The sequence below is a fragment of the Pseudomonas sp. ATCC 13867 genome, from assembly GCF_000349845.1.
Taxonomy (GTDB): domain Bacteria; phylum Pseudomonadota; class Gammaproteobacteria; order Pseudomonadales; family Pseudomonadaceae; genus Pseudomonas.
Window position 1 is genome coordinate 1,673,281 of sequence record NC_020829.1, and the last position, 18,138, is coordinate 1,691,418.

Sequence of the window (18,138 nt, forward strand, 5' to 3'; positions counted from 1 at the left end):
CCAATTCTTCTCTGTAGGAGCGAGCTTGCGCGCGAACAGCCCCGCTGCGAACCCGCTCGCGAGCAAGCTCGCTCCTACGAAAAAACCGTCAGCCCAGCAAGGGCACTTCGATCAGGAAGCGGAACAGCGCCCCGTGCTGCTCCACCGCCAGGCAATGGTAGCCATGGCGCTGGGTATCTTCCGGAATGCCATGTACCGACTGCGAACAGTCGGTGATCACCTCCAGCAGATCGCCCGGCTTCAGCGTCTCCAGGGTTTCCAGGGTGGCGATGGCGTTGTACGGGCAGTGTTCGCCGCGCAGATCAAGCGACAGCGTCGGCGTCTTGGTGTCGGGCATCGGACGGTTTCCGTTTACGGGTAAAGCGTTGCGCGTTGAGTTGTACCAGCAGCATGCACAGGGCGAGGCCGGCGAAGGTGATCAGCAGGCCGCCGCCGGGACCGAGCTCCTGCAGCAGGTTGAGTTTGGGATAGGGCAGGGCGAGGCTGGTGCCGAGCTGATCCCAGTACACCGCGACCAAAGTGCCGCCAATCACGTTGCCGATCCCGACTACCCAGAAGTGCACCTGGCCCTCCATCGAGCGGTACATCCAGCCCGTTTCGCAGCCGCCGGCCAGCACGATGCCGATGCCGAACAGCACGCCGCCGATCACGGCGTTCGGGCCCATCCAGAAGATCTTCGGCGGCAGGCCGTTGTGGATCGCCGCGAAGGTGCCGACGCAGGCGGCGGCCATGCCCAGCAGGATGCCCAGTGCGGCCTGGGTCCGGCCGGTGGTCCAGAGGTCGCGGGCGGCGCTGGTGAAGCAGATCTGCGCGCGCTCGATCAGGCCGCCGAACAGCAGGCCGAACAGGCAGGCCATGCCCAGCACCAGGGAAGCCTCGAAGCGCCAGGCAGCGAACAGCGCGGCAATGGCCAGCACGCCCATGCCCAGGCGCCATTGCAACTTGGCGCGCTGGGCTAGGGCTTCGGCGCTGGGTAGCGCCGCAGCCTTGCCGCCCACTTTCAACGGAATGCGCAGGAAGGGCAGCAGGCTGATCTTCACGCCGAACCAGGCGCCGATTACCGTGGAAAACATGAAGGCCCAGGCATGCACCGAGAACATCGGGATGCCGGTGAAGAAGGCGGCGAGGTTGCAGCCCATCGCCAGGCGCGCGCCGAAGCCGGCGATCACGCCGCCGATCAGGCCCTGCAACAGGCGGCGCTTGCTGGTCGGCCAGCGCAGGCTGACGTTGCCGGCCCAGAGCGCGCAGACCAGTGCGCCGAGGAACATGCCGATGATCATCACGCCATCGATGCGATCCAGCGGCGTGCCCTGCAGGCCGATGAGCTTGAAGTAGCTCCATTCCTGGGGCTGCAGGCCGAACCAGGACAGCACGTGGCCGCCCCAGCGGGTGAACTCGCCGGTGACCGCCCAGAATGTGCCGGTCATGGCGAAGTAGTAGGCCGAAATGATGCCCAGGGCGACCAGGGTCGGTAGAGGCGACCAGAAGCGCAGCAGATAGCGCTCACGGAAGGAGGAAAGGGCTGACATTTGTCGTCCTTGAACCTGTGTTGCGGGAAAGTCCGCCATTCTAGTCAAGCTGGCGGGGTTCCGCTTGCCCTATGGCAAGGGCGATGGCTGTAGGCTCTGCAGGCCTTCCTTCAAATGATCCACCAGTTGCCGAACCTTGGGCGATAGGTGCCGTTGTTGCGGGTAGAGCGCCCAGACGCCGGTATTCGGCGGCTGGTGGGCCTCCAGCAGGGAGACCAGGCGGCCGCTACGCAGGTGTTCCAGTACGTAGTAGTCCGGCAGTTGGCAGAGGCCGAAACCGCGCAGTGCCGCATCGAGCACTGCCTGGCCGCTGTTGCAGCGCCAGTTGCCCTGCACCCGGTGCTGGATTTCGCGGCCATCCTCGAGGAAGCTCCACTGGTCGCTGCTGCCCACCAGGCAGTTGTGCTGCGCCAGCTCCGCGAGGCTCTCTGGTGTGCCGTGGCGGGCCAGATAGTCCGGCGTGGCGCAGAGGTACATCACGCGCGGCGCCAGACGTGTCGCTACCAGCCGTGAATCGGTCAGGCGGCCGAGACGTATCGCCAGGTCGAAGCCTTCGTGGAGCAGGTCGAGCTGACGGTTGGACAGCTCGATCTCCACCCGCAGTTGCGGAAACTGCGCCATGAACCCGTTCACCAGCGGCACCACGAAGCGCTCGCCGTAGGCCACGGCGCAGGTCATGCGCAGCAGGCCCTTGGGTTCGGCGGACAGGTCGCTGACCGCCCGCAACGCCTCCTCGCGAGCGTCCTGCAGGCGCCGGCAATGCTGCAGGAAGGTCTGGCCAGCCTCGCTCAGCGTGACCTTGCGCGTGTTGCGATACAGCAGGCGAGTCTGCAGACGCTCTTCCAGTCGAGCGACCTGGCGGCTGACATGCGATGACGAAACACCCAGGCGTTCGGCGGCGGCGGTGAATTGGCCGGTTTCGGCGACGGCGACGAATTCGTCCAGTCCTTCCCAGCGGTGCATCTGGATTATCCCTGTATGGCAATAATGTTTTGATTATTGCCTGATTATTCCCTGAAACGGGGTTTTCTACACTTCCAAGGCTTTGGGGCGTACTTTTGCCGCGTTGCCCCGAACACTCCCCGACGTGGCCCCGGCCCGTCCCGGTTTCTCGGCCGCCGCGCCGAACCCGTCCGCCCCAGGCGGGCGTTGTCGTTTCCTTCGTTCAGGAGTTTCCAGATGATCAAGTCCCGTGCCGCCGTCGCCTTCGCCCCCAACAAGCCGTTGGAAATCGTCGAAGTGGATGTGGCGCCGCCGCAGAAGGGCGAAGTCCTGGTGCGCATCGTCGCCACCGGCGTCTGCCACACCGATGCGTACACCCTGTCCGGCCAGGATTCCGAGGGCGTGTTCCCGTGCATCCTCGGTCACGAAGGTGGCGGCATCGTCGAAGCGGTAGGTGAGGGCGTGACCTCGCTGAAGGTGGGTGACCACGTGATCCCGCTGTACACCGCCGAATGCCGCGAGTGCAAATTCTGCAAATCCGGCAAGACCAACCTCTGCCAGGCCGTGCGCGCCACCCAGGGCAAGGGCCTGATGCCCGATGGCACCAGCCGCTTCTCCTACAAGGGCGAGCCGATCTTCCACTACATGGGCTGCTCGACTTTCTCCGAGTACACCGTGCTGCCGGAAATTTCCCTGGCGAAGATCCCCGAGGAAGCGCCGCTGGAGAAGGTCTGCCTGCTCGGCTGCGGCGTGACCACCGGCATCGGCGCCGTGCTGAACACCGCCAAGGTGGAAGAAGGCGCTACCGTCGCCATCTTCGGCCTGGGCGGCATCGGCCTGGCAGCGATCATCGGCGCGAAGATGGCCAAGGCCTCGCGCATCATCGCGGTGGACATCAATCCGGCCAAGTTCGACATCGCCAAGGAACTGGGCGCCACCGACTTCGTCAATCCGAAGGACCACCAGAAGCCGATCCAGGAAGTGATCGTCGAAATGACCGACGGCGGCGTGGACTATTCCTTCGAGTGCGTGGGCAACGTCCAACTGATGCGTGCGGCGCTGGAGTGCTGCCACAAGGGCTGGGGCGAGTCCACCATCATCGGCGTCGCCGGCGCCGGCCAGGAAATCAGCACCCGTCCGTTCCAGCTGGTCACCGGCCGCGTCTGGCGCGGTTCCGCCTTTGGCGGTGTGAAGGGCCGCACCGAGCTGCCGAGCTACGTGGAAAAGGCGCAGAAGGGCGAAATCCCGCTGGATACCTTCATCACCCACACCATGGGCCTGGAGAAGATCAACGAAGCCTTCGATCTGATGCGCGAAGGCAAGAGCATCCGCTCCGTCATCCATTACTGATAGACACGTCGGGGCGTACACGCGCCCCGGCCTTGCAGGAAGGAGATTTCCATGACGGATTCCATCGAGCTCATCAGCAGCCAGAAAAGCTTCGGCGGCTGGCACCAGCGCTACCGCCACCGTTCCGCAACCCTCGGCTGCGACATGGCCTTCGCGGTCTACCTGCCGCCCCAGGCCGAGCCCGAGGCGGGCCTGCCGGTGCTGTACTGGCTGTCCGGCCTGACCTGCACCGACGAGAACTTCATGCAGAAGGCCGGCGCCCAGCGCCTGGCGGCTGAGCTGGGCCTTGTCATCGTCGCGCCGGACACCAGCCCAAGAGGTCCCGAGGTGCCGGGCGACCCGGACGGTGCCTGGGATTTCGGTCTCGGTGCCGGCTTCTACGTCAATGCCACCCAGGAGCCCTGGTCGCGCCACTACCGCATGCACGACTACGTGGTGCAGGAACTGCCGGCGCTGATCGAGGCGAACTTCCCGGTGTCCCAGCGCCGCGGCATCAGCGGGCACTCAATGGGCGGCCACGGCGCGCTGATCTGCGCATTGCGCAATCCGGGGCGTTACCTGTCCCTGTCGGCCTTCGCCCCGATCGCTCACCCGAGCGACTGCCCCTGGGGGCAGAAGGCACTGGGGCGCTTTCTGGGTGAGAACCCGTCCGCCTGGCGCGAGTGGGATGCGGTGGAACTGCTGGCCGGCGCCAGCGAGCGCCTGCCGATCCTGGTGGACCAGGGCGACCGCGACGACTTCCTCGCCGTCCAGCTCAAGCCCGAAGCCCTGCGTGACGCGGCTGCTGCTGCCGGTCACCTGTTGGAACTGCGCCTGCAGCCGGGATACGACCACAGCTATTACTTCATCGCCAGCTTCATCGAAGATCACCTGCGGCACCATGCCGGCGTGCTCTGTCGCTGAGACAGGCCGGGGTGTCGCCGCATGGCAACAGACCCCGGCGCGCATGATCCGGTAGAATCGACGCCCTGATACCAACAGGGCGTTTTTTCATGCGAATCGGACATGGCTACGACGTGCATCGCTTCGGCGAGGGCGACTTCATCACCCTCGGCGGTGTGCGCATCCCCCACAAGTTCGGGCTGATCGCCCATTCCGACGGCGACGTACTGCTCCATGCGCTTTCCGATGCGCTGCTCGGCGCCTGCGCGCTGGGCGACATCGGCAAGCATTTCCCCGATACCGACCCGCAGTTCAAGGGCGCCGACAGCCGCGCGCTGCTGCGCCACGTGCTGTCGCTGGTGGAAGCCAAGGGCTGGAAGGTGGGAAACGTCGACACCACCATCATTGCCCAGGCGCCGAAGATAGCCCCGCACATTCAAACCATGCGCGAGACCATCGCCGCTGACCTGAAGGTCGAGCTGGAGCAGGTCAACGTCAAGGCGACCACCACCGAGAAACTCGGCTTCACTGGCCGTGAAGAGGGCATCGCCGTGCACGCCGTCGCCCTGCTGAGCCGCGCATGACCGAGCTGGAGCTGCTGGGGCCGCGCGCCCACGGGGAGCCTTGCGGACGTGGCGTATTGAAAGCCGTGGCCGAGGACTTCCAGGTTGACGAAGTGCTGGACATCCCGCTGTCGGGGGATGGCGAACACCTCTGGCTGTGGGTGGAAAAGCGCGGGCTGAATACCGAAGAGGCGGCGCGTCGCCTGGCTCGCGCGGCCGGCGTGCCGGTGAAGATGATCAGCTACGCCGGCCTCAAGGACCGCCAGGCGCTGACCCGCCAGTGGTTCAGCCTGCACCTGCCGGGCAAGGCCGATCCGGACTTGTCCGCCGCCGAAGACGACAGCCTGCGTATCCTTGAACGCAACCGCCATCGCCGCAAGCTGCAGCGCGGCGCGCATTCGGCCAACGGCTTCACCCTGCGCCTGACCGAGCTGCAGGCGGATCGCGAGCAGCTCGACGCGCGCTTGAAAGCGGTAGCGGCCAATGGTGTGCCCAACTACTTCGGCACCCAGCGCTTCGGCCATGACGGCGGCAACGTCTTCGACGCCCGTGGCTTCGCCGAACGCGGCAAGCTGCCGGATCATCGCAATGTCCGCTCGCGCCTGCTTTCGGCAGCGCGCAGCTACCTGTTCAACCGGGTACTGGCGCAGCGCGTGGCCGAGGGAACCTGGAGCCAGGCCCAGGTCGGCGATCTGCTGGCCTTCACCGACAGTCGCAGCTTCTTCCCGGCGGGCGAGGCGGAGTGCGTCGATCCACGCCTGGCGGCATTGGATCTGCACCCCACCGGGCCGATGTGGGGCGAGGGCGATTCACCGGCCAATGGCACGCCCGGCAACATCGAGCGCAGCGTGCAACAGGCGGAGATGGCGCTTTGCCAGTGGCTTGCCGGTGCGGACCTGGCGCACGAACGGCGCATTCTGCGCCTCCCCATCCCCGGTCTTACATGGCATTATCCCGCTTCTGACATCCTGCAACTGGAATTCGTCCTGCCGGCTGGCTGCTTCGCCACCGCGGTCGTGCGCGAGCTGATCGAACTCGTGCCGGCAGGGCAGACGGAAAACCCATGCGCATATTGATTGCCAACGACGACGGGGCCACTGCACCCGGTATCGCCGCGCTTTACGACGCGCTGTCCGCTTATGCGGACTGCGTCGTGATCGCTCCGGAAGCCGATCGCAGCGGAGCGAGCAGTTCGCTGACGCTGGACCGGCCTCTGCATCCCCACCGCCTGGGCAATGGCTTTATCAGCCTCAATGGTACGCCAACCGACTGCGTGCACCTGGGCCTCAATGGCCTGCTGGACGAACTGCCGGACATGGTCGTCTCGGGTATCAACCTCGGCGCCAACCTGGGCGACGACGTGCTCTATTCGGGCACCGTGGCGGCGGCCCTGGAAGGGCGCTTCCTGTCCCGGCCGGCCTTCGCCTTCTCGCTGTGCTCGCGCCTGACGGACAATCTGCCCACGGCGATGCATTTCGCCCGCCTGCTGGTGGAGTCCCACGAAAAGCTCGAGCTGCCGCCGCGCACCGTGCTCAACGTGAACGTCCCCAACCTGCCGCTGGAACGCATCAAGGGCATCCAGCTGACCCGCCTGGGCCACCGCGCCCGTGCCAAGCCGCCGGTCAAGGTGGTCAACCCGCGCGGCAAGGAAGGCTACTGGATCGCCGCTGCCGGCGATGCCGAGGACGGCGGCGAAGGCACCGATTTCCACGCGGTGATGCAGGGCTACGTGTCCATCACGCCGCTGCAGATGGACCGGACCTTCCGGGAGGCGTTCAATGTCCTTGGCGATTGGATCGGAGGACTCGATCATGGCCAATGAATTGTCCCGCCGAGGCATCGGCATGACCTCCCAGCGTACGCGAGAGCGGCTGATCCAGCGCCTGTACGAGGAGGGCCTGTCCAATGCCCATGTGCTCGAAGTGATTCGCCGCACGCCGCGCCACCTGTTCGTCGACGAGGCGCTGGCGCATCGCGCCTACGAGGACACCGCGTTGCCCATCGGGCACAACCAGACCATCTCGCAGCCCTTCATGGTGGCGCGGATGACCGAATTGCTGCTGGCGGCCGGCCCGCTGGACAAGGTGCTGGAGATCGGCACCGGCTCCGGCTACCAGACCGCCGTGCTGTCGCAACTGGTTGAACGGGTGTTCTCCGTCGAGCGTATCCAGGCGCTGCAGGATCGGGCAAAAGAACGACTTGCGGAGCTAAACCTGAGAAATGTTGTCTTTCGTTGGGGCGATGGCTGGGAAGGCTGGCCGGCCCTGGCGCCATACAACGGCATCATCGTCACCGCGGCAGCGGCCGAGGTCCCGCAGGCCTTGCTGGACCAACTGGCGCCCGGTGGGCGGCTGGTGATTCCGGTGGGCGGTGGCGAGGTTCAGCAACTGCTGCTGATCGTCCGTGCCGAGGATGGCTTCCAGCGCCAGGTGCTGGACTCCGTGCGCTTCGTTCCGTTGCTCAACGGCCCGCTGGGCTGAAGTACGCGCAACGGCAGCGGATACAATACCGGCCAGTGGGCCGGGCGTAATTCATGGATAAGGGGGATGGGTGAGCTTGACAGCGACCCTGCGACAACGGAACTGGATCAAGGGCCTGGGCCACGCTGTGCTGGCCATTGCCGTTTGCTCTCTGCTGGCGGCCTGTACTTCCTCGTCACGTAGCAGCACCACCGTGGTCGACCGCGGCGCGTCCGCGCGCAAGGCGGTGACCAGCGGACAGTACGTGGTGCGTCCCGGCGACACCCTGTACTCCATTGCCTTCCGCTATGGCTGGGACTGGAGAGCCCTGGCCGCGCGCAACAACATTTCCGCGCCTTATACCATCCGCCCCGGACAATCGATTCGCTTCGATGGCGGTCCGCCGTCGACACAACCATCCGTCGCAAAAAATGCTACGCCCGTCGCTCCGGCGGTTGTCAATAAGTCGACTTCCACGAGCTCCAGCGCCAGTAAACCGACCCCGTCGACCGCTGCGCCTTCATCTCAAGCCAGCACCGGCAGTGCAACCCCGGCCACGTCGGGCGGTGGTGTCAGTGGTTGGATATGGCCAACCAATGGCACCCTGATTGGGCGTTTTGCATCAAACGGCAGTTTGAATAAAGGGATTGATATAGCCGGGCAATTGGGCCAGCCTGTCCTGGCTGCGTCTAATGGCACGGTGGTGTACGCCGGTAGTGGTTTGCGGGGCTACGGCGAACTCGTGATCATCAAGCACAGCGATACCTACGTAAGCGCCTACGGTCACAACCGCAGGTTGCTGGTGCGGGAAGGGCAACAGGTCAAAGTTGGGCAGAGCATTGCCGAGATGGGCTCCACAGGGACTGACCGGGTGAAGCTGCACTTTGAGATTCGCCGCCAGGGTAAGCCTGTAGATCCGCTGCAATACCTGCCAAATCGTTGACGCTTGCTGTTCCCCTGCGTAGGTGAGCGGGCCCTGGTGTCCTAAGGATAAGGACGCACCTGGGCTTGTTGTCGAACTCAGCAAGGGATAACGACATGGCACTTAAAAAAGAAGGGCCGGAGTTTGACGTCGATGATGAAGTGCTCCTTCTGGAGCCCGGCATCATTTTTGAAGAGTCGCTTGCCGAAGAGCAGGTATCGCTTCAAGTCACTCCCAAGGCTTCCCCTCTCTCCTCTCTCAAGCAACACAAGCACATCGATTACAGCCGGGCGCTCGACGCTACCCAGTTGTATCTGAACGAAATCGGCTTCTCGCCGCTGCTGACCCCGGAAGAAGAAGTCCATTTTGCGCGCCTTGCGCAAAAGGGCGATCCTGCCGGTCGGCGGAGAATGATCGAGAGCAACCTGCGCCTGGTGGTGAAGATCGCGCGACGTTATGTCAATCGCGGCCTCTCGCTGCTCGATCTGATCGAAGAGGGCAACCTCGGGTTGATCCGAGCGGTGGAAAAGTTCGACCCGGAGCGCGGCTTCCGCTTCTCCACCTATGCGACCTGGTGGATTCGACAGACCATCGAACGGGCCATCATGAACCAGACCCGCACCATCCGCCTGCCGATCCATGTGGTCAAGGAACTCAACGTCTACCTGCGGGCGGCTCGCGAGCTGACCCACAAGCTGGACCACGAGCCTTCGCCCGAGGAAATCGCCAACCTGCTCGAGAAACCGGTGGGCGAGGTCAAGCGCATGCTGGGCCTCAACGAGCGGGTGACCTCCGTGGATGTCTCGCTTGGCCCGGACTCCGACAAGACGCTGCTCGACACCCTTACGGACGATCGGCCTACCGATCCCTGCGAGCTGCTGCAAGACGATGATCTCAGCGAGAGCATCGACCTGTGGCTCTCGGAACTGACCGACAAGCAGCGTGAAGTGGTGATTCGCCGCTTCGGTCTGCGCGGCCACGAAAGCAGCACACTGGAAGAGGTTGGGCAGGAAATCGGCTTGACCCGCGAACGCGTCCGCCAGATTCAGGTCGAGGCACTCAAGCGCTTGCGCGAGATCCTCGAGAAGAATGGTCTCTCCAGCGACGCACTGTTCCAGTAAACAACAGTCGACCTCGAAAAAGCCCGGATAATTCCGGGCTTTTTATGCGTCGTGATGTAAGCATTCGCTTACATCGTGTGTGAGTGTTCAGCTTGAGATATTGCTCGCTTGAGCTGAATTATTTTCTATATTTTTGTTTTATAAGGGTTTTTATTTTTGTCGTCAGTACGCGAAGAGGACGGCGAGGTGAAACTGCCTCGGTTGCCAAGGCGCGGAGGTTGAGTAATATCACTCCTGCGTACAAGGAAAGGCGCATGCCGGTAAGGATGTCGGTCAGGACATCGCAGGATGCGATTCATCAGGATGATGAACCAGGGAAGAAAGAGTGGGCGGGTTATCCCGCCCCTTTTTTTGCCCGCAGAAAAGTGACGTTCTGGATGCAGAAAGGCCCGCACTGGGCGGGCCTTTTCTGTTTTTGCTGGTAGCGCAGATCAGCGCTCCAGATACTGCATCTTGTTCGGCTTGCCGTCCCACTCTTCGGCGTCCGGCAACGAATCCTTCTTCTCGGTGATGTTCGGCCAGACGTCGGCCAGATCCTTGTTCAGCTCGATGAACTCCTGCATGCCATCCGGGACCTCGTCCTCGGAGAAGATCGCCTGTGCCGGGCACTCCGGTTCGCACAGGGCGCAGTCGATGCACTCATCCGGATGGATGACCAGGAAGTTCGGGCCTTCGTAGAAGCAGTCCACCGGGCATACTTCCACGCAGTCGGTGTATTTGCACTTGATGCAGTTGTCGGTGACGACGAAGGTCATTTCTAATTTTCTCCTCAGGCGGGCGGCTAAGCGCGCGCGATTCTAACAGCTTGTTTCGCGGTCCGTCAGACTCGCATCTTCCATGCATATAACAATTCGAGAGCTTGGCGCGGTGTCAGGTCATCCGGGCTGACGCGCATCAGCTCTTCGACGATGGGGTGCGGCAGGCTGGCAAACAGGTCGCTCTGCAGTGGCGCCGGGCTTTTCGGATCGTTCGAGCGTGGAGTTTCGTGGGGCAGGCTGGTGGTTTCCAGGCGCGACAGGTGTTCGCGGGCGCGCTGAATTACCGCACCCGGCACACCGGCCAATTGTGCGACTGCCAGGCCGTAGCTCTGGCTGGCCGGGCCGGGCAGTACGTGGTGCAGGAACACGATGCGCTCGTTGTGCTCGGTGGCGTTCAGGTGAACGTTGGCGACCGCCGGCTCGCTTTCCGGCAACACGGTCAGTTCGAAGTAGTGGGTGGCGAACAGCGTGAAGGCGCGCAGCTTGGCCAGGTGTTCGGCCGCGGACCATGCCAGCGACAGGCCGTCGAAGGTACTGGTGCCGCGACCCACTTCGTCCATCAGCACCAGGCTGCGGTCGCTGGCGTTGTGCAGGATGTTCGCGGTCTCGCTCATCTCCACCATGAAGGTGGAGCGGCCGCCGGCGAGGTCGTCGGAGGAGCCGATGCGGGTGAAAATGCGGTCCACCAGGGACAGTTCGCAGCGCGCGGCGGGGACGAAACTGCCGATGTGCGCTAGCAGAACGATCAGCGCCGTTTGCCGCATATAGGTCGATTTACCACCCATGTTCGGGCCGGTAATCACTAGCATGCGGGTGTCCTGGTCGAGGTTCAGGTCGTTGGCGACGAACGGCGTATCCAGCACCTGCTCGACTACCGGATGGCGGCCTTGCTCGATGAGGATGCCGGACTCTTCGACGAAGCGCGGGCGGTTCAGGTCGAGGTTCAGTGCGCGCTCTGCGAGGTTGGACAGCACATCCAGCTCGGCCAGGGCAGCAGCGGTGTCCTGCAGCGGCGCCAGTTGGCCGATCAGCAGTTCCAGCAGTTCTTCATAAAGCTGCTTCTCCCGGGCGAGGGCACGGCTCTGGGCCGACAGCGCCTTGTCTTCGAAGGCCTTCAGCTCCGGCGTGATGAAGCGCTCGGCACCTTTCAGGGTCTGGCGGCGAATGTAATCGGCCGGGGCCTGCTCGGCCTGCACGCGCGGCAATTCGATGTAGTAGCCGTGGATGCGGTTGTAGCCGACCTTCAGGTTCGGCAGGCCGGTGCGGGCCTTTTCGCGAGTCTCCAGGTCCATCAGATACTGGCCGGCGTTTTCGCTGAGCATCTGCAGTTCGTCCAGCTCGGCGTCGTAGCCGCGGGCAATTACACCGCCGTCGCGGATCACCGCCGGCGGGTTCTCGATCACGGCGCGGGCCAGCAAGTCGGCCAGTTCCGGGTAGGTGCGGATGCTGCTGGCCAGTTCGCCCAGGTGCGGGGCTTCCAGCTCGGTCATACCGTTCTGCAGTTCCGGCAGCGCGGCGAGTGCGTCGCGCAGGCGGGCGAGGTCGCGCGGGCGGGCGTTACGCAGGCCGATTCGAGCGAGGATGCGCTCGACGTCGCCGATTTCCTTCAGTTGTGGCTGAAGGATTTCGAAGCGATAGCGCTCCAGCAGGCAGGCAATGGACTCCTGGCGGGCTTCGAGGACGGCGCGGTCGCGCAGCGGGCGGTTCAGCCAGCGGGTCAGCAGGCGGCTGCCCATTGCGGTCTGGCACCGATCGACCACCGATTGCAGGGTATTGTCGCGGCCGCCGGCGAGGTTGGTGTCCAGCTCCAGGTTGCGGCGGCTGGCGCCGTCGAGGATGACGGTGTCGTCAATGCGTTCATGGCGCAGGCTGCGCAGGTGCGGCAGGGCGGTGCGCTGGGTTTCCTTGGCGTAGGCCAGCAGGCAGCCGGCGGCGCCGATGGCCAGGGTCAGTTCCTGGCAGCCGAACCCCTTGAGATCCTGCACGCCGAACTGCTGGCACAGGCTCTTTTTCGCCGAGTCGCGATCGAAGTCCCAGGGCGCGCGACGGTGCGCGCCACGGCGTTTTTCCGCCGGCAGGCCCTGGGGCCAGTCGTCGGGGATCAGCAGCTCGGCGGGATTCAGACGCTCCAGTTCGGCGAGCAGGGTTTCCCAGCCTTTTATTTCCTGGACGTTGAAGCGGCCGCTGGTGATATCCAGCACGGCGAGGCCGAACAGGCGCTCATCGCCCAGCACGGCGGCGATCAGGTTATCGCGGCGTTCGTCGAGCAGGGCTTCGTCACTGACGGTGCCGGGGGTGAGGATGCGCACTACCTGGCGCTCCACCGGTCCCTTGCTGGTGGCCGGGTCGCCGATCTGCTCGCAGATCACCACCGATTCGCCGAGCTTCACCAGCTTGGCCAGGTAGCCTTCGGCGGAGTGGAAGGGAATGCCGGCCATGGGAATGGAGTTGCCGGCGGACTGGCCACGTGCGGTCAGGGTGATGTCCAGCAGCTTGGCGGCCTTCTTGGCGTCCTCGTAGAACAGCTCGTAGAAGTCGCCCATGCGGTAGAACATCAGCTGGTCCGGGTGCTGGTTCTTCAGCCGCCAGTATTGTTGCATCATGGGGGTGTGAGCTGAGAGGTCGCTTTGACTCATGGCTTCTGGCTGTCCGGCTTCAACATGCAAAAGCGCCTAGTGTACGGTATCCGCCTGACCTTCTTTAACCCCGGAGCGCAGCGTGCCCGTCACCGATTCCTTTATTACCGATCTTTCCATCACCGAACTGGCTGCCCGGCTGGGCGCACGACTCGTCGCCAACCGGCTGCGCGTCACCACTGCCGAATCCTGCACGGGGGGTGGCATCGCCGAGGCGATCACCCGTATTTCCGGCAGCTCTGCCTGGTTCGAGGCAGGCTACGTTACCTACTCCGACAGCCAGAAGACGCGCCAGCTGGATGTGCCGGCTGAGCTGTTCCCGCGAGTGGGCGCGGTGAGCCGCGAAGTGGTCGAGGCGATGGTCGCCGGCGCCTTGCCGCGCAGTGGGGCGGATATTGCCGTAGCGGTCAGCGGCGTTGCCGGGCCGGATGGAGGTTCTGCCGAGAAGCCCGTAGGCACCGTCTGGTTGGCCTGGAGGAAAGGCGAACAGGTGTTCAGCGAACGCCGTCTGTATGCCGGTGATCGGGAGGCGGTGCGCCGGCAGACCGTGGCGACGGCTCTGGCCGGGCTGTTGCGACTGGCGGACGGGGAAAATCCGCTCCAGGGGTAGGCGAGCGGCTTGCCCTGTGGAATAATACTGTCTACTTATACAGTTGTTCGTGGCCGTCCGGCCCCCTGACTTCGCGAGGACTTCAATGGACGAGAACAAGAAGCGCGCCCTGGCCGCGGCCCTGGGACAGATCGAACGCCAATTCGGCAAAGGTGCGGTCATGCGCATGGGCGACCATGAGCGCCAGGCTATCCCCGCCATCTCCACCGGCTCGCTGGGCCTGGACATCGCGCTGGGCATCGGCGGTCTGCCGAAGGGCCGAATCGTCGAAATCTACGGCCCGGAATCCTCGGGTAAGACCACCCTGACCCTGTCGGTCATCGCCCAGGCCCAGAAGGCCGGCGCCACCTGCGCCTTCGTCGATGCCGAACACGCGCTGGACCCGGACTACGCCGGCAAGCTGGGCGTCAACGTCGACGACCTGCTGGTTTCCCAGCCGGATACCGGCGAACAGGCTCTGGAGATCACCGACATGCTGGTGCGTTCCAACGCCGTTGACGTGATCATCGTCGACTCCGTGGCGGCCCTGGTACCCAAGGCCGAAATCGAAGGCGAGATGGGCGATCAGCACGTCGGTCTGCAGGCGCGCCTGATGTCCCAGGCCCTGCGCAAGATCACCGGCAACATCAAGAACGCCAACTGCCTGGTCATCTTCATCAACCAGATCCGCATGAAGATCGGCGTGATGTTCGGCAACCCGGAAACCACCACCGGTGGTAACGCGCTGAAGTTCTACTCCTCCGTTCGTCTCGATATCCGCCGTACCGGCGCGGTGAAGGAAGGCGACGAGGTGGTCGGCAGCGAAACCCGCGTCAAGGTCGTGAAGAACAAGGTCGCACCGCCCTTCCGTCAAGCCGAGTTCCAGATCATGTACGGTCGTGGCATCTACCGCACCGGCGAGATCATCGACCTGGGTGTGCAACTGGGCCTGATCGAGAAGTCCGGCGCCTGGTACAGCTACCAGGGCAGCAAGATCGGCCAGGGCAAGGCCAATGCCGCCAAGTTCCTGGAAGAGAACACCGAGATCTGCAACACCCTCGACAAGGCCATCCGTGAGCAACTGCTGACCAACCAGCCGGCGCCGACCAAGGCCGAGCTCGCGGCGGCGGAAGCCGAAGCGGAAGCGGAAGCCGACTACTGATAGCCGTGGCCGTCGAGCTCGATACCCCCGTCGCGGTGCGGCGGGTCGCTATGGACCTGCTGGCGCGACGCGAGCATGGTCGTGCGGAACTCTCGCGCAAGCTGCGGCAACGCGGTGCCGCACAGGACCTGATCGACTCCGCCCTCGACCGTTTGGCCGAGGAGGGGTTGCTCAATGAAAGCCGCTATCTGGAAAGCTATATCGCCAGCCGCGCGCGGGCCGGGTACGGTCCGGTGCGGATCCGTGAGGAACTGTCGCAGCGTGGTTTGCCCCGCAGCGAAATCGACCGTGCGCTGAGCGAGGCGAGTGTCGATTGGAGCGAGAATCTGCGTGAGGTCTGGCGCCGCAAGTTCGCCCGGCTGCCGCAGGATGCTCGTGAGCGCGCCCAGCAGGGACGGTTTCTGAGCTATCGAGGCTATTCGATGGACGCCATCGGTCGACTCCTGAGTGGTCGACGGTCGGATGACTGAAACGAACAAGGCACCCGAGAGGGTGCCTTGTTCGTTTCAGGGACGGGACTCGCTATCAGCGTTCCCAGTTTTCCGGCTGGTTGATGAAATTCAGCAGCTCGCGCAGACGCCCCTGGTCGCGCCCATTGAAGGCGAAGGCCAGGCGGGTGAGGTGGGAGAACTCCGGTTCGTCCAGTTCCGATTCGCTGTAGGGCTGTTGATGGAAGCCGTCGGTAACGCAGAGGTTGCCGAATTCCTGCCCCAGCAGTTCCAGTGCGCGGGTGCTCAGCGGATGGTTCAGGCGGATCACGAAGCGATCCTTGAGCCAGCGACTGGAGTGGAAGTTGCTGTAGAACTGGGCGATTTCCTCGACGGCTTCCTCGGCCGTGTGCACCAGTTTCATCAGGTTCATGTCGCTGGGCAGGATGTAGCCGTTGTCTTCGAGCTGTTCCTTGATGAACTCCAGGGCGTGGTCCCAGTAATGGCCGCCGGGCTGGTCGAGCAGTACCACCGGCACCAGCGGGCTTTTGCCGGTCTGGATCAGGGTGAGCACTTCCAGGGCTTCGTCGAGGGTGCCGAAACCGCCGGGGCAGAGCACCAGGGCGTCGGCTTCCTTGACGAAGAACAGCTTGCGCAGGAAGAAGAAGTGGAACGACAGCAGGTTGCTGGTGCCGTCCACGATGTGGTTGGCGTGCTGCTCGAAGGGCAGGGTGATGTTGAAGCCGAGGCTGTTTTCCAGGCCGGCCCCTTCATGGGCGGCGGCCATGATGCCGCCGCCGGCGCCGGTGATGACCATCAGGTCGTAGCGCGCCAGGGTTTCGCCCAGGTCGCGGGCCAGGGCATAGACGGGATGGTTGGCCGGCGTGCGGGCCGAGCCGAACACCGTGACTTTGCGGCGACGCTTGAACTGCTCCAGGGTGCTGAAGGCGTGCTCCATCTCGCGCAGGGTCTGCAGCATGATCTTGGCGTCCCAGCGGTTGCGGTCGGCCTGGGCCATGCGGGCGACGGTGGTGAGCATTTCGCGGTAGAGCGGCAGGTTCTGGCTGCCGCCGGGGGCGGCCAGTTCGGCCAGCTCCTCTACTTTCTGCGCAAGGTCGATGCCGCTGGTCTGGAAGTGTCTGGAGAGGTAGTCGTCGGGCTCATAGGGCATGTTGATACTCCTTGTTCATCAACCCCTGTTGGCCTGTCCATGCGCCGCGGCCGTTCACGCAAGGTGTCGCCGGGACGGGTAGTGCGTTGCGTCATGCACAGGTCTCATGCAGGAGGCCTGTGCAGTCTGACACGCGGGATGTGACAGTCCGTGAGACCTCCACTTCAGATCGCTATCCGGTCCCCCGGTTCCGGTATGTTCGCGTTCCAGTTCAGGCGTTCGTGGAGGGCCGTCTGCAGCGCATCCATTTTTTCTCGTTCGCCATGTATCAGGTATAGCTCGGGTTTGTGCTCGAAGTGGCCAACCCACTGAATTAATTGCGATTGTCCTGCGTGGGCGGAGAATCCGCCAAGGGTATGGATCTGCGCCCGCACGCCGATGCGCTGGCGCAGGATGCGTACCGATTCAGCGCCATCGACGATGGCGCGTCCCAGTGTGCCTTTGGCCTGGAAGCCGGGGAAGACGATGTGGCATTCCTCGCGCCAGAGGTTGTGCTTGAGGTGGTGGACGATCCGGCCGCCGGTACACATGCCGCTGCCGGCGATGATGATGGCGCCGCTCTGGATGCGGTTCAGCATCATGGATTCCTCCACGCTCTGGGTGGTGTGCAGGATCGGCAGCCATTCGCCTACCTTCGCCGTGCCGGTGCCGCGCATGTATTCGCGGTCGCTGTCGGCGAACTCGCTGATGTGCTGCAGGTAGATGCGGTTGGCCTGGGCGGCCATCGGGCTGTCGAGATAGACCACTTGCTGCGGTAGCCGGCCTTCCTGGTAGAAGCGCCCGAGGTAGTAGATCAGGTCCTGTGTGCGGCCGACGGCGAAGGCCGGGATCAGCACGTTGCCGCCGTCGCGCTGGGCCTGCGCGAGGATGCCGGCCAGTTCCAGCAGAGTTTCGTTGGCATCGCGGTGGTCGCGGTCGCCGTAGGTGGACTCCAGTAGCACCACGTCGGCGCGAGCCAATGGTGTCGGCGTGCGCATCAGCGGTGAGCAGGTGCTGCCCAGGTCGCCGGAGAACACCAGGCGACGGGTCATGCCAAATTCGTGGATTTCGATCTCGACGATGGCCGAGCCGAGGATGTGGCCGGCATTGTGGAAGGTGACGCGAATACCTCGCGCCACATCGACCGTGCTGCCATAGCTGACGCGTCGACGCTGGTTAAGCGCGCGGGAAGCGTCCTCCTGGGTGTACAGCGGTTTCACCGGCGCCCGATTGAGGCGCGCGCGCCATTTGTTCTCCCATTCGGCGTCCTTTTCCTGGATGTGCGCCGAGTCCAACAGCATCAGCTCCAGCAGGTCGCAGCAGGACTCGGTGGCATAGATCGGCCCCTTGTAGCCCTCCTTCACCAGGCGCGGCAGCAGACCGCTGTGGTCGAGGTGGGCGTGGGACAGCACCACTGCGTCCAACGCCTTGGGATCGAACGGGAACGGACTGCGATTGCTCGCTTCATTGTCGCGGGTACCCTTGCTTGCGCTGCGTCCCTGACGCATGCCGCATTCGAGCAGCACACGTATGCCGTCGCGGGTTTCCAGCAGGTAGCAGGAACCGGTGACTTCCTGGATCGCGCCGATGAAGGTGAGTAGCGCCATATCGCCTCCTTGTCGGAATTGTCTTTCAGCCTTGCCCGAT

Annotated in this window: 18 protein-coding genes; 11 read left to right on the forward strand and 7 right to left on the reverse strand. The window is 64.0% G+C overall.

Features of this window, described 5'->3' with window-relative positions; genetic code table 11:
- Positions 1-88: 88 nt before the first annotated feature.
- From yedF to H681_RS07685, 3 genes are all read right to left on the reverse strand, one after another.
- Positions 89-337, reverse strand: coding sequence for a sulfurtransferase-like selenium metabolism protein YedF (yedF, locus tag H681_RS07675; protein WP_015476281.1), 249 nt, complete (start codon positions 335-337; stop codon positions 89-91).
- Positions 303-1,529: a selenium metabolism membrane protein YedE/FdhT gene (yedE, locus tag H681_RS07680; RefSeq protein ID WP_015476282.1), complete on the reverse strand. Its 1,227-nt coding sequence runs from the start codon at positions 1,527-1,529 to the stop codon at positions 303-305. Before yedE ends, yedF begins: the two co-directional genes overlap by 35 nt.
- Positions 1,530-1,598: 69 nt before the next feature.
- Positions 1,599-2,492 (reverse strand): LysR substrate-binding domain-containing protein, encoded by an 894-nt coding sequence (locus H681_RS07685; RefSeq protein WP_015476283.1) that lies wholly within the window; start codon positions 2,490-2,492, stop codon positions 1,599-1,601.
- A gap of 216 nt (positions 2,493-2,708) precedes the next feature.
- On the opposite strand from H681_RS07685, the gene H681_RS07690 reads away from it, so the two are divergent.
- From H681_RS07690 to rpoS, 8 genes are all read left to right on the forward strand, one after another.
- Complete coding sequence (locus H681_RS07690) at positions 2,709-3,821, forward strand: S-(hydroxymethyl)glutathione dehydrogenase/class III alcohol dehydrogenase (RefSeq protein ID WP_015476284.1); 1,113 nt, start codon at positions 2,709-2,711, stop codon at positions 3,819-3,821.
- 51 nt (positions 3,822-3,872) lie between these two features.
- The gene (gene fghA, locus H681_RS07695) at positions 3,873-4,724 is read left to right on the forward strand and encodes an S-formylglutathione hydrolase (RefSeq protein WP_015476285.1); all 852 of its coding nucleotides are present in this window, start codon (positions 3,873-3,875) and stop codon (positions 4,722-4,724) included.
- Positions 4,725-4,813: 89 nt separating this feature from the next.
- A complete protein-coding gene (gene ispF / locus H681_RS07700; protein WP_015476286.1) occupies positions 4,814-5,287 on the forward strand; it encodes a 2-C-methyl-D-erythritol 2,4-cyclodiphosphate synthase in 474 nt (157 codons plus the stop codon).
- Positions 5,284-6,342: a tRNA pseudouridine(13) synthase TruD gene (truD, locus tag H681_RS07705; protein ID WP_015476287.1), complete on the forward strand. Its 1,059-nt coding sequence runs from the start codon at positions 5,284-5,286 to the stop codon at positions 6,340-6,342. The genes ispF and truD overlap by 4 nt, the downstream gene beginning before the upstream one ends.
- The gene (surE, locus tag H681_RS07710) at positions 6,330-7,088 is read left to right on the forward strand and encodes a 5'/3'-nucleotidase SurE (protein ID WP_015476288.1); all 759 of its coding nucleotides are present in this window, start codon (positions 6,330-6,332) and stop codon (positions 7,086-7,088) included. Before truD ends, surE begins: the two co-directional genes overlap by 13 nt.
- Positions 7,089-7,110: 22 nt before the next feature.
- Positions 7,111-7,746, forward strand: a complete 636-nt coding sequence (locus H681_RS07715) for a protein-L-isoaspartate(D-aspartate) O-methyltransferase (protein WP_015476289.1) — start codon at positions 7,111-7,113, stop codon at positions 7,744-7,746.
- Between the two features lie 70 nt (positions 7,747-7,816).
- Positions 7,817-8,668 (forward strand): peptidoglycan DD-metalloendopeptidase family protein, encoded by an 852-nt coding sequence (locus H681_RS07720; RefSeq protein ID WP_051070428.1) that lies wholly within the window; start codon positions 7,817-7,819, stop codon positions 8,666-8,668.
- A 95-nt stretch (positions 8,669-8,763) separates the two neighbouring features.
- Positions 8,764-9,768: an RNA polymerase sigma factor RpoS gene (rpoS, locus tag H681_RS07725; protein WP_015476291.1), complete on the forward strand. Its 1,005-nt coding sequence runs from the start codon at positions 8,764-8,766 to the stop codon at positions 9,766-9,768.
- Between the two features lie 431 nt (positions 9,769-10,199).
- On the opposite strand, the gene fdxA is transcribed toward rpoS, so the two are convergent.
- Entirely contained in the window at positions 10,200-10,523 is a 324-nt protein-coding gene (fdxA, locus tag H681_RS07730; RefSeq protein ID WP_015476292.1) for a ferredoxin FdxA, read from the reverse strand.
- 65 nt (positions 10,524-10,588) lie between these two features.
- Entirely contained in the window at positions 10,589-13,162 is a 2,574-nt protein-coding gene (gene mutS, locus H681_RS07735; RefSeq protein ID WP_177324581.1) for a DNA mismatch repair protein MutS, read from the reverse strand.
- 82 nt (positions 13,163-13,244) lie between these two features.
- Between mutS and H681_RS07740 the strand changes: the two genes are divergently transcribed.
- The 3 genes from H681_RS07740 (at position 13,245) to recX (ending at position 15,383) form a co-directional block, all read left to right on the forward strand.
- Positions 13,245-13,772, forward strand: a complete 528-nt coding sequence (locus tag H681_RS07740; RefSeq protein WP_015476294.1) for a CinA family protein — start codon at positions 13,245-13,247, stop codon at positions 13,770-13,772.
- An 85-nt stretch (positions 13,773-13,857) separates the two neighbouring features.
- Positions 13,858-14,913 (forward strand): recombinase RecA, encoded by a 1,056-nt coding sequence (gene recA / locus H681_RS07745; protein ID WP_015476295.1) that lies wholly within the window; start codon positions 13,858-13,860, stop codon positions 14,911-14,913.
- Positions 14,914-14,918: 5 nt separating this feature from the next.
- Positions 14,919-15,383 (forward strand): recombination regulator RecX, encoded by a 465-nt coding sequence (gene recX, locus H681_RS07750; RefSeq protein ID WP_015476296.1) that lies wholly within the window; start codon positions 14,919-14,921, stop codon positions 15,381-15,383.
- A 55-nt stretch (positions 15,384-15,438) separates the two neighbouring features.
- Here recX and H681_RS07755 read toward each other — a convergent pair whose 3' ends face one another.
- Together H681_RS07755 and H681_RS07760 are read right to left on the reverse strand one after the other, a co-directional pair.
- Positions 15,439-16,512: a TIGR00730 family Rossman fold protein gene (locus H681_RS07755; protein WP_015476297.1), complete on the reverse strand. Its 1,074-nt coding sequence runs from the start codon at positions 16,510-16,512 to the stop codon at positions 15,439-15,441.
- Between the two features lie 164 nt (positions 16,513-16,676).
- The gene (locus tag H681_RS07760; RefSeq protein ID WP_015476298.1) at positions 16,677-18,098 is read right to left on the reverse strand and encodes an MBL fold metallo-hydrolase RNA specificity domain-containing protein; all 1,422 of its coding nucleotides are present in this window, start codon (positions 18,096-18,098) and stop codon (positions 16,677-16,679) included.
- Between the last annotated feature and the right edge of the window lie 40 nt (positions 18,099-18,138).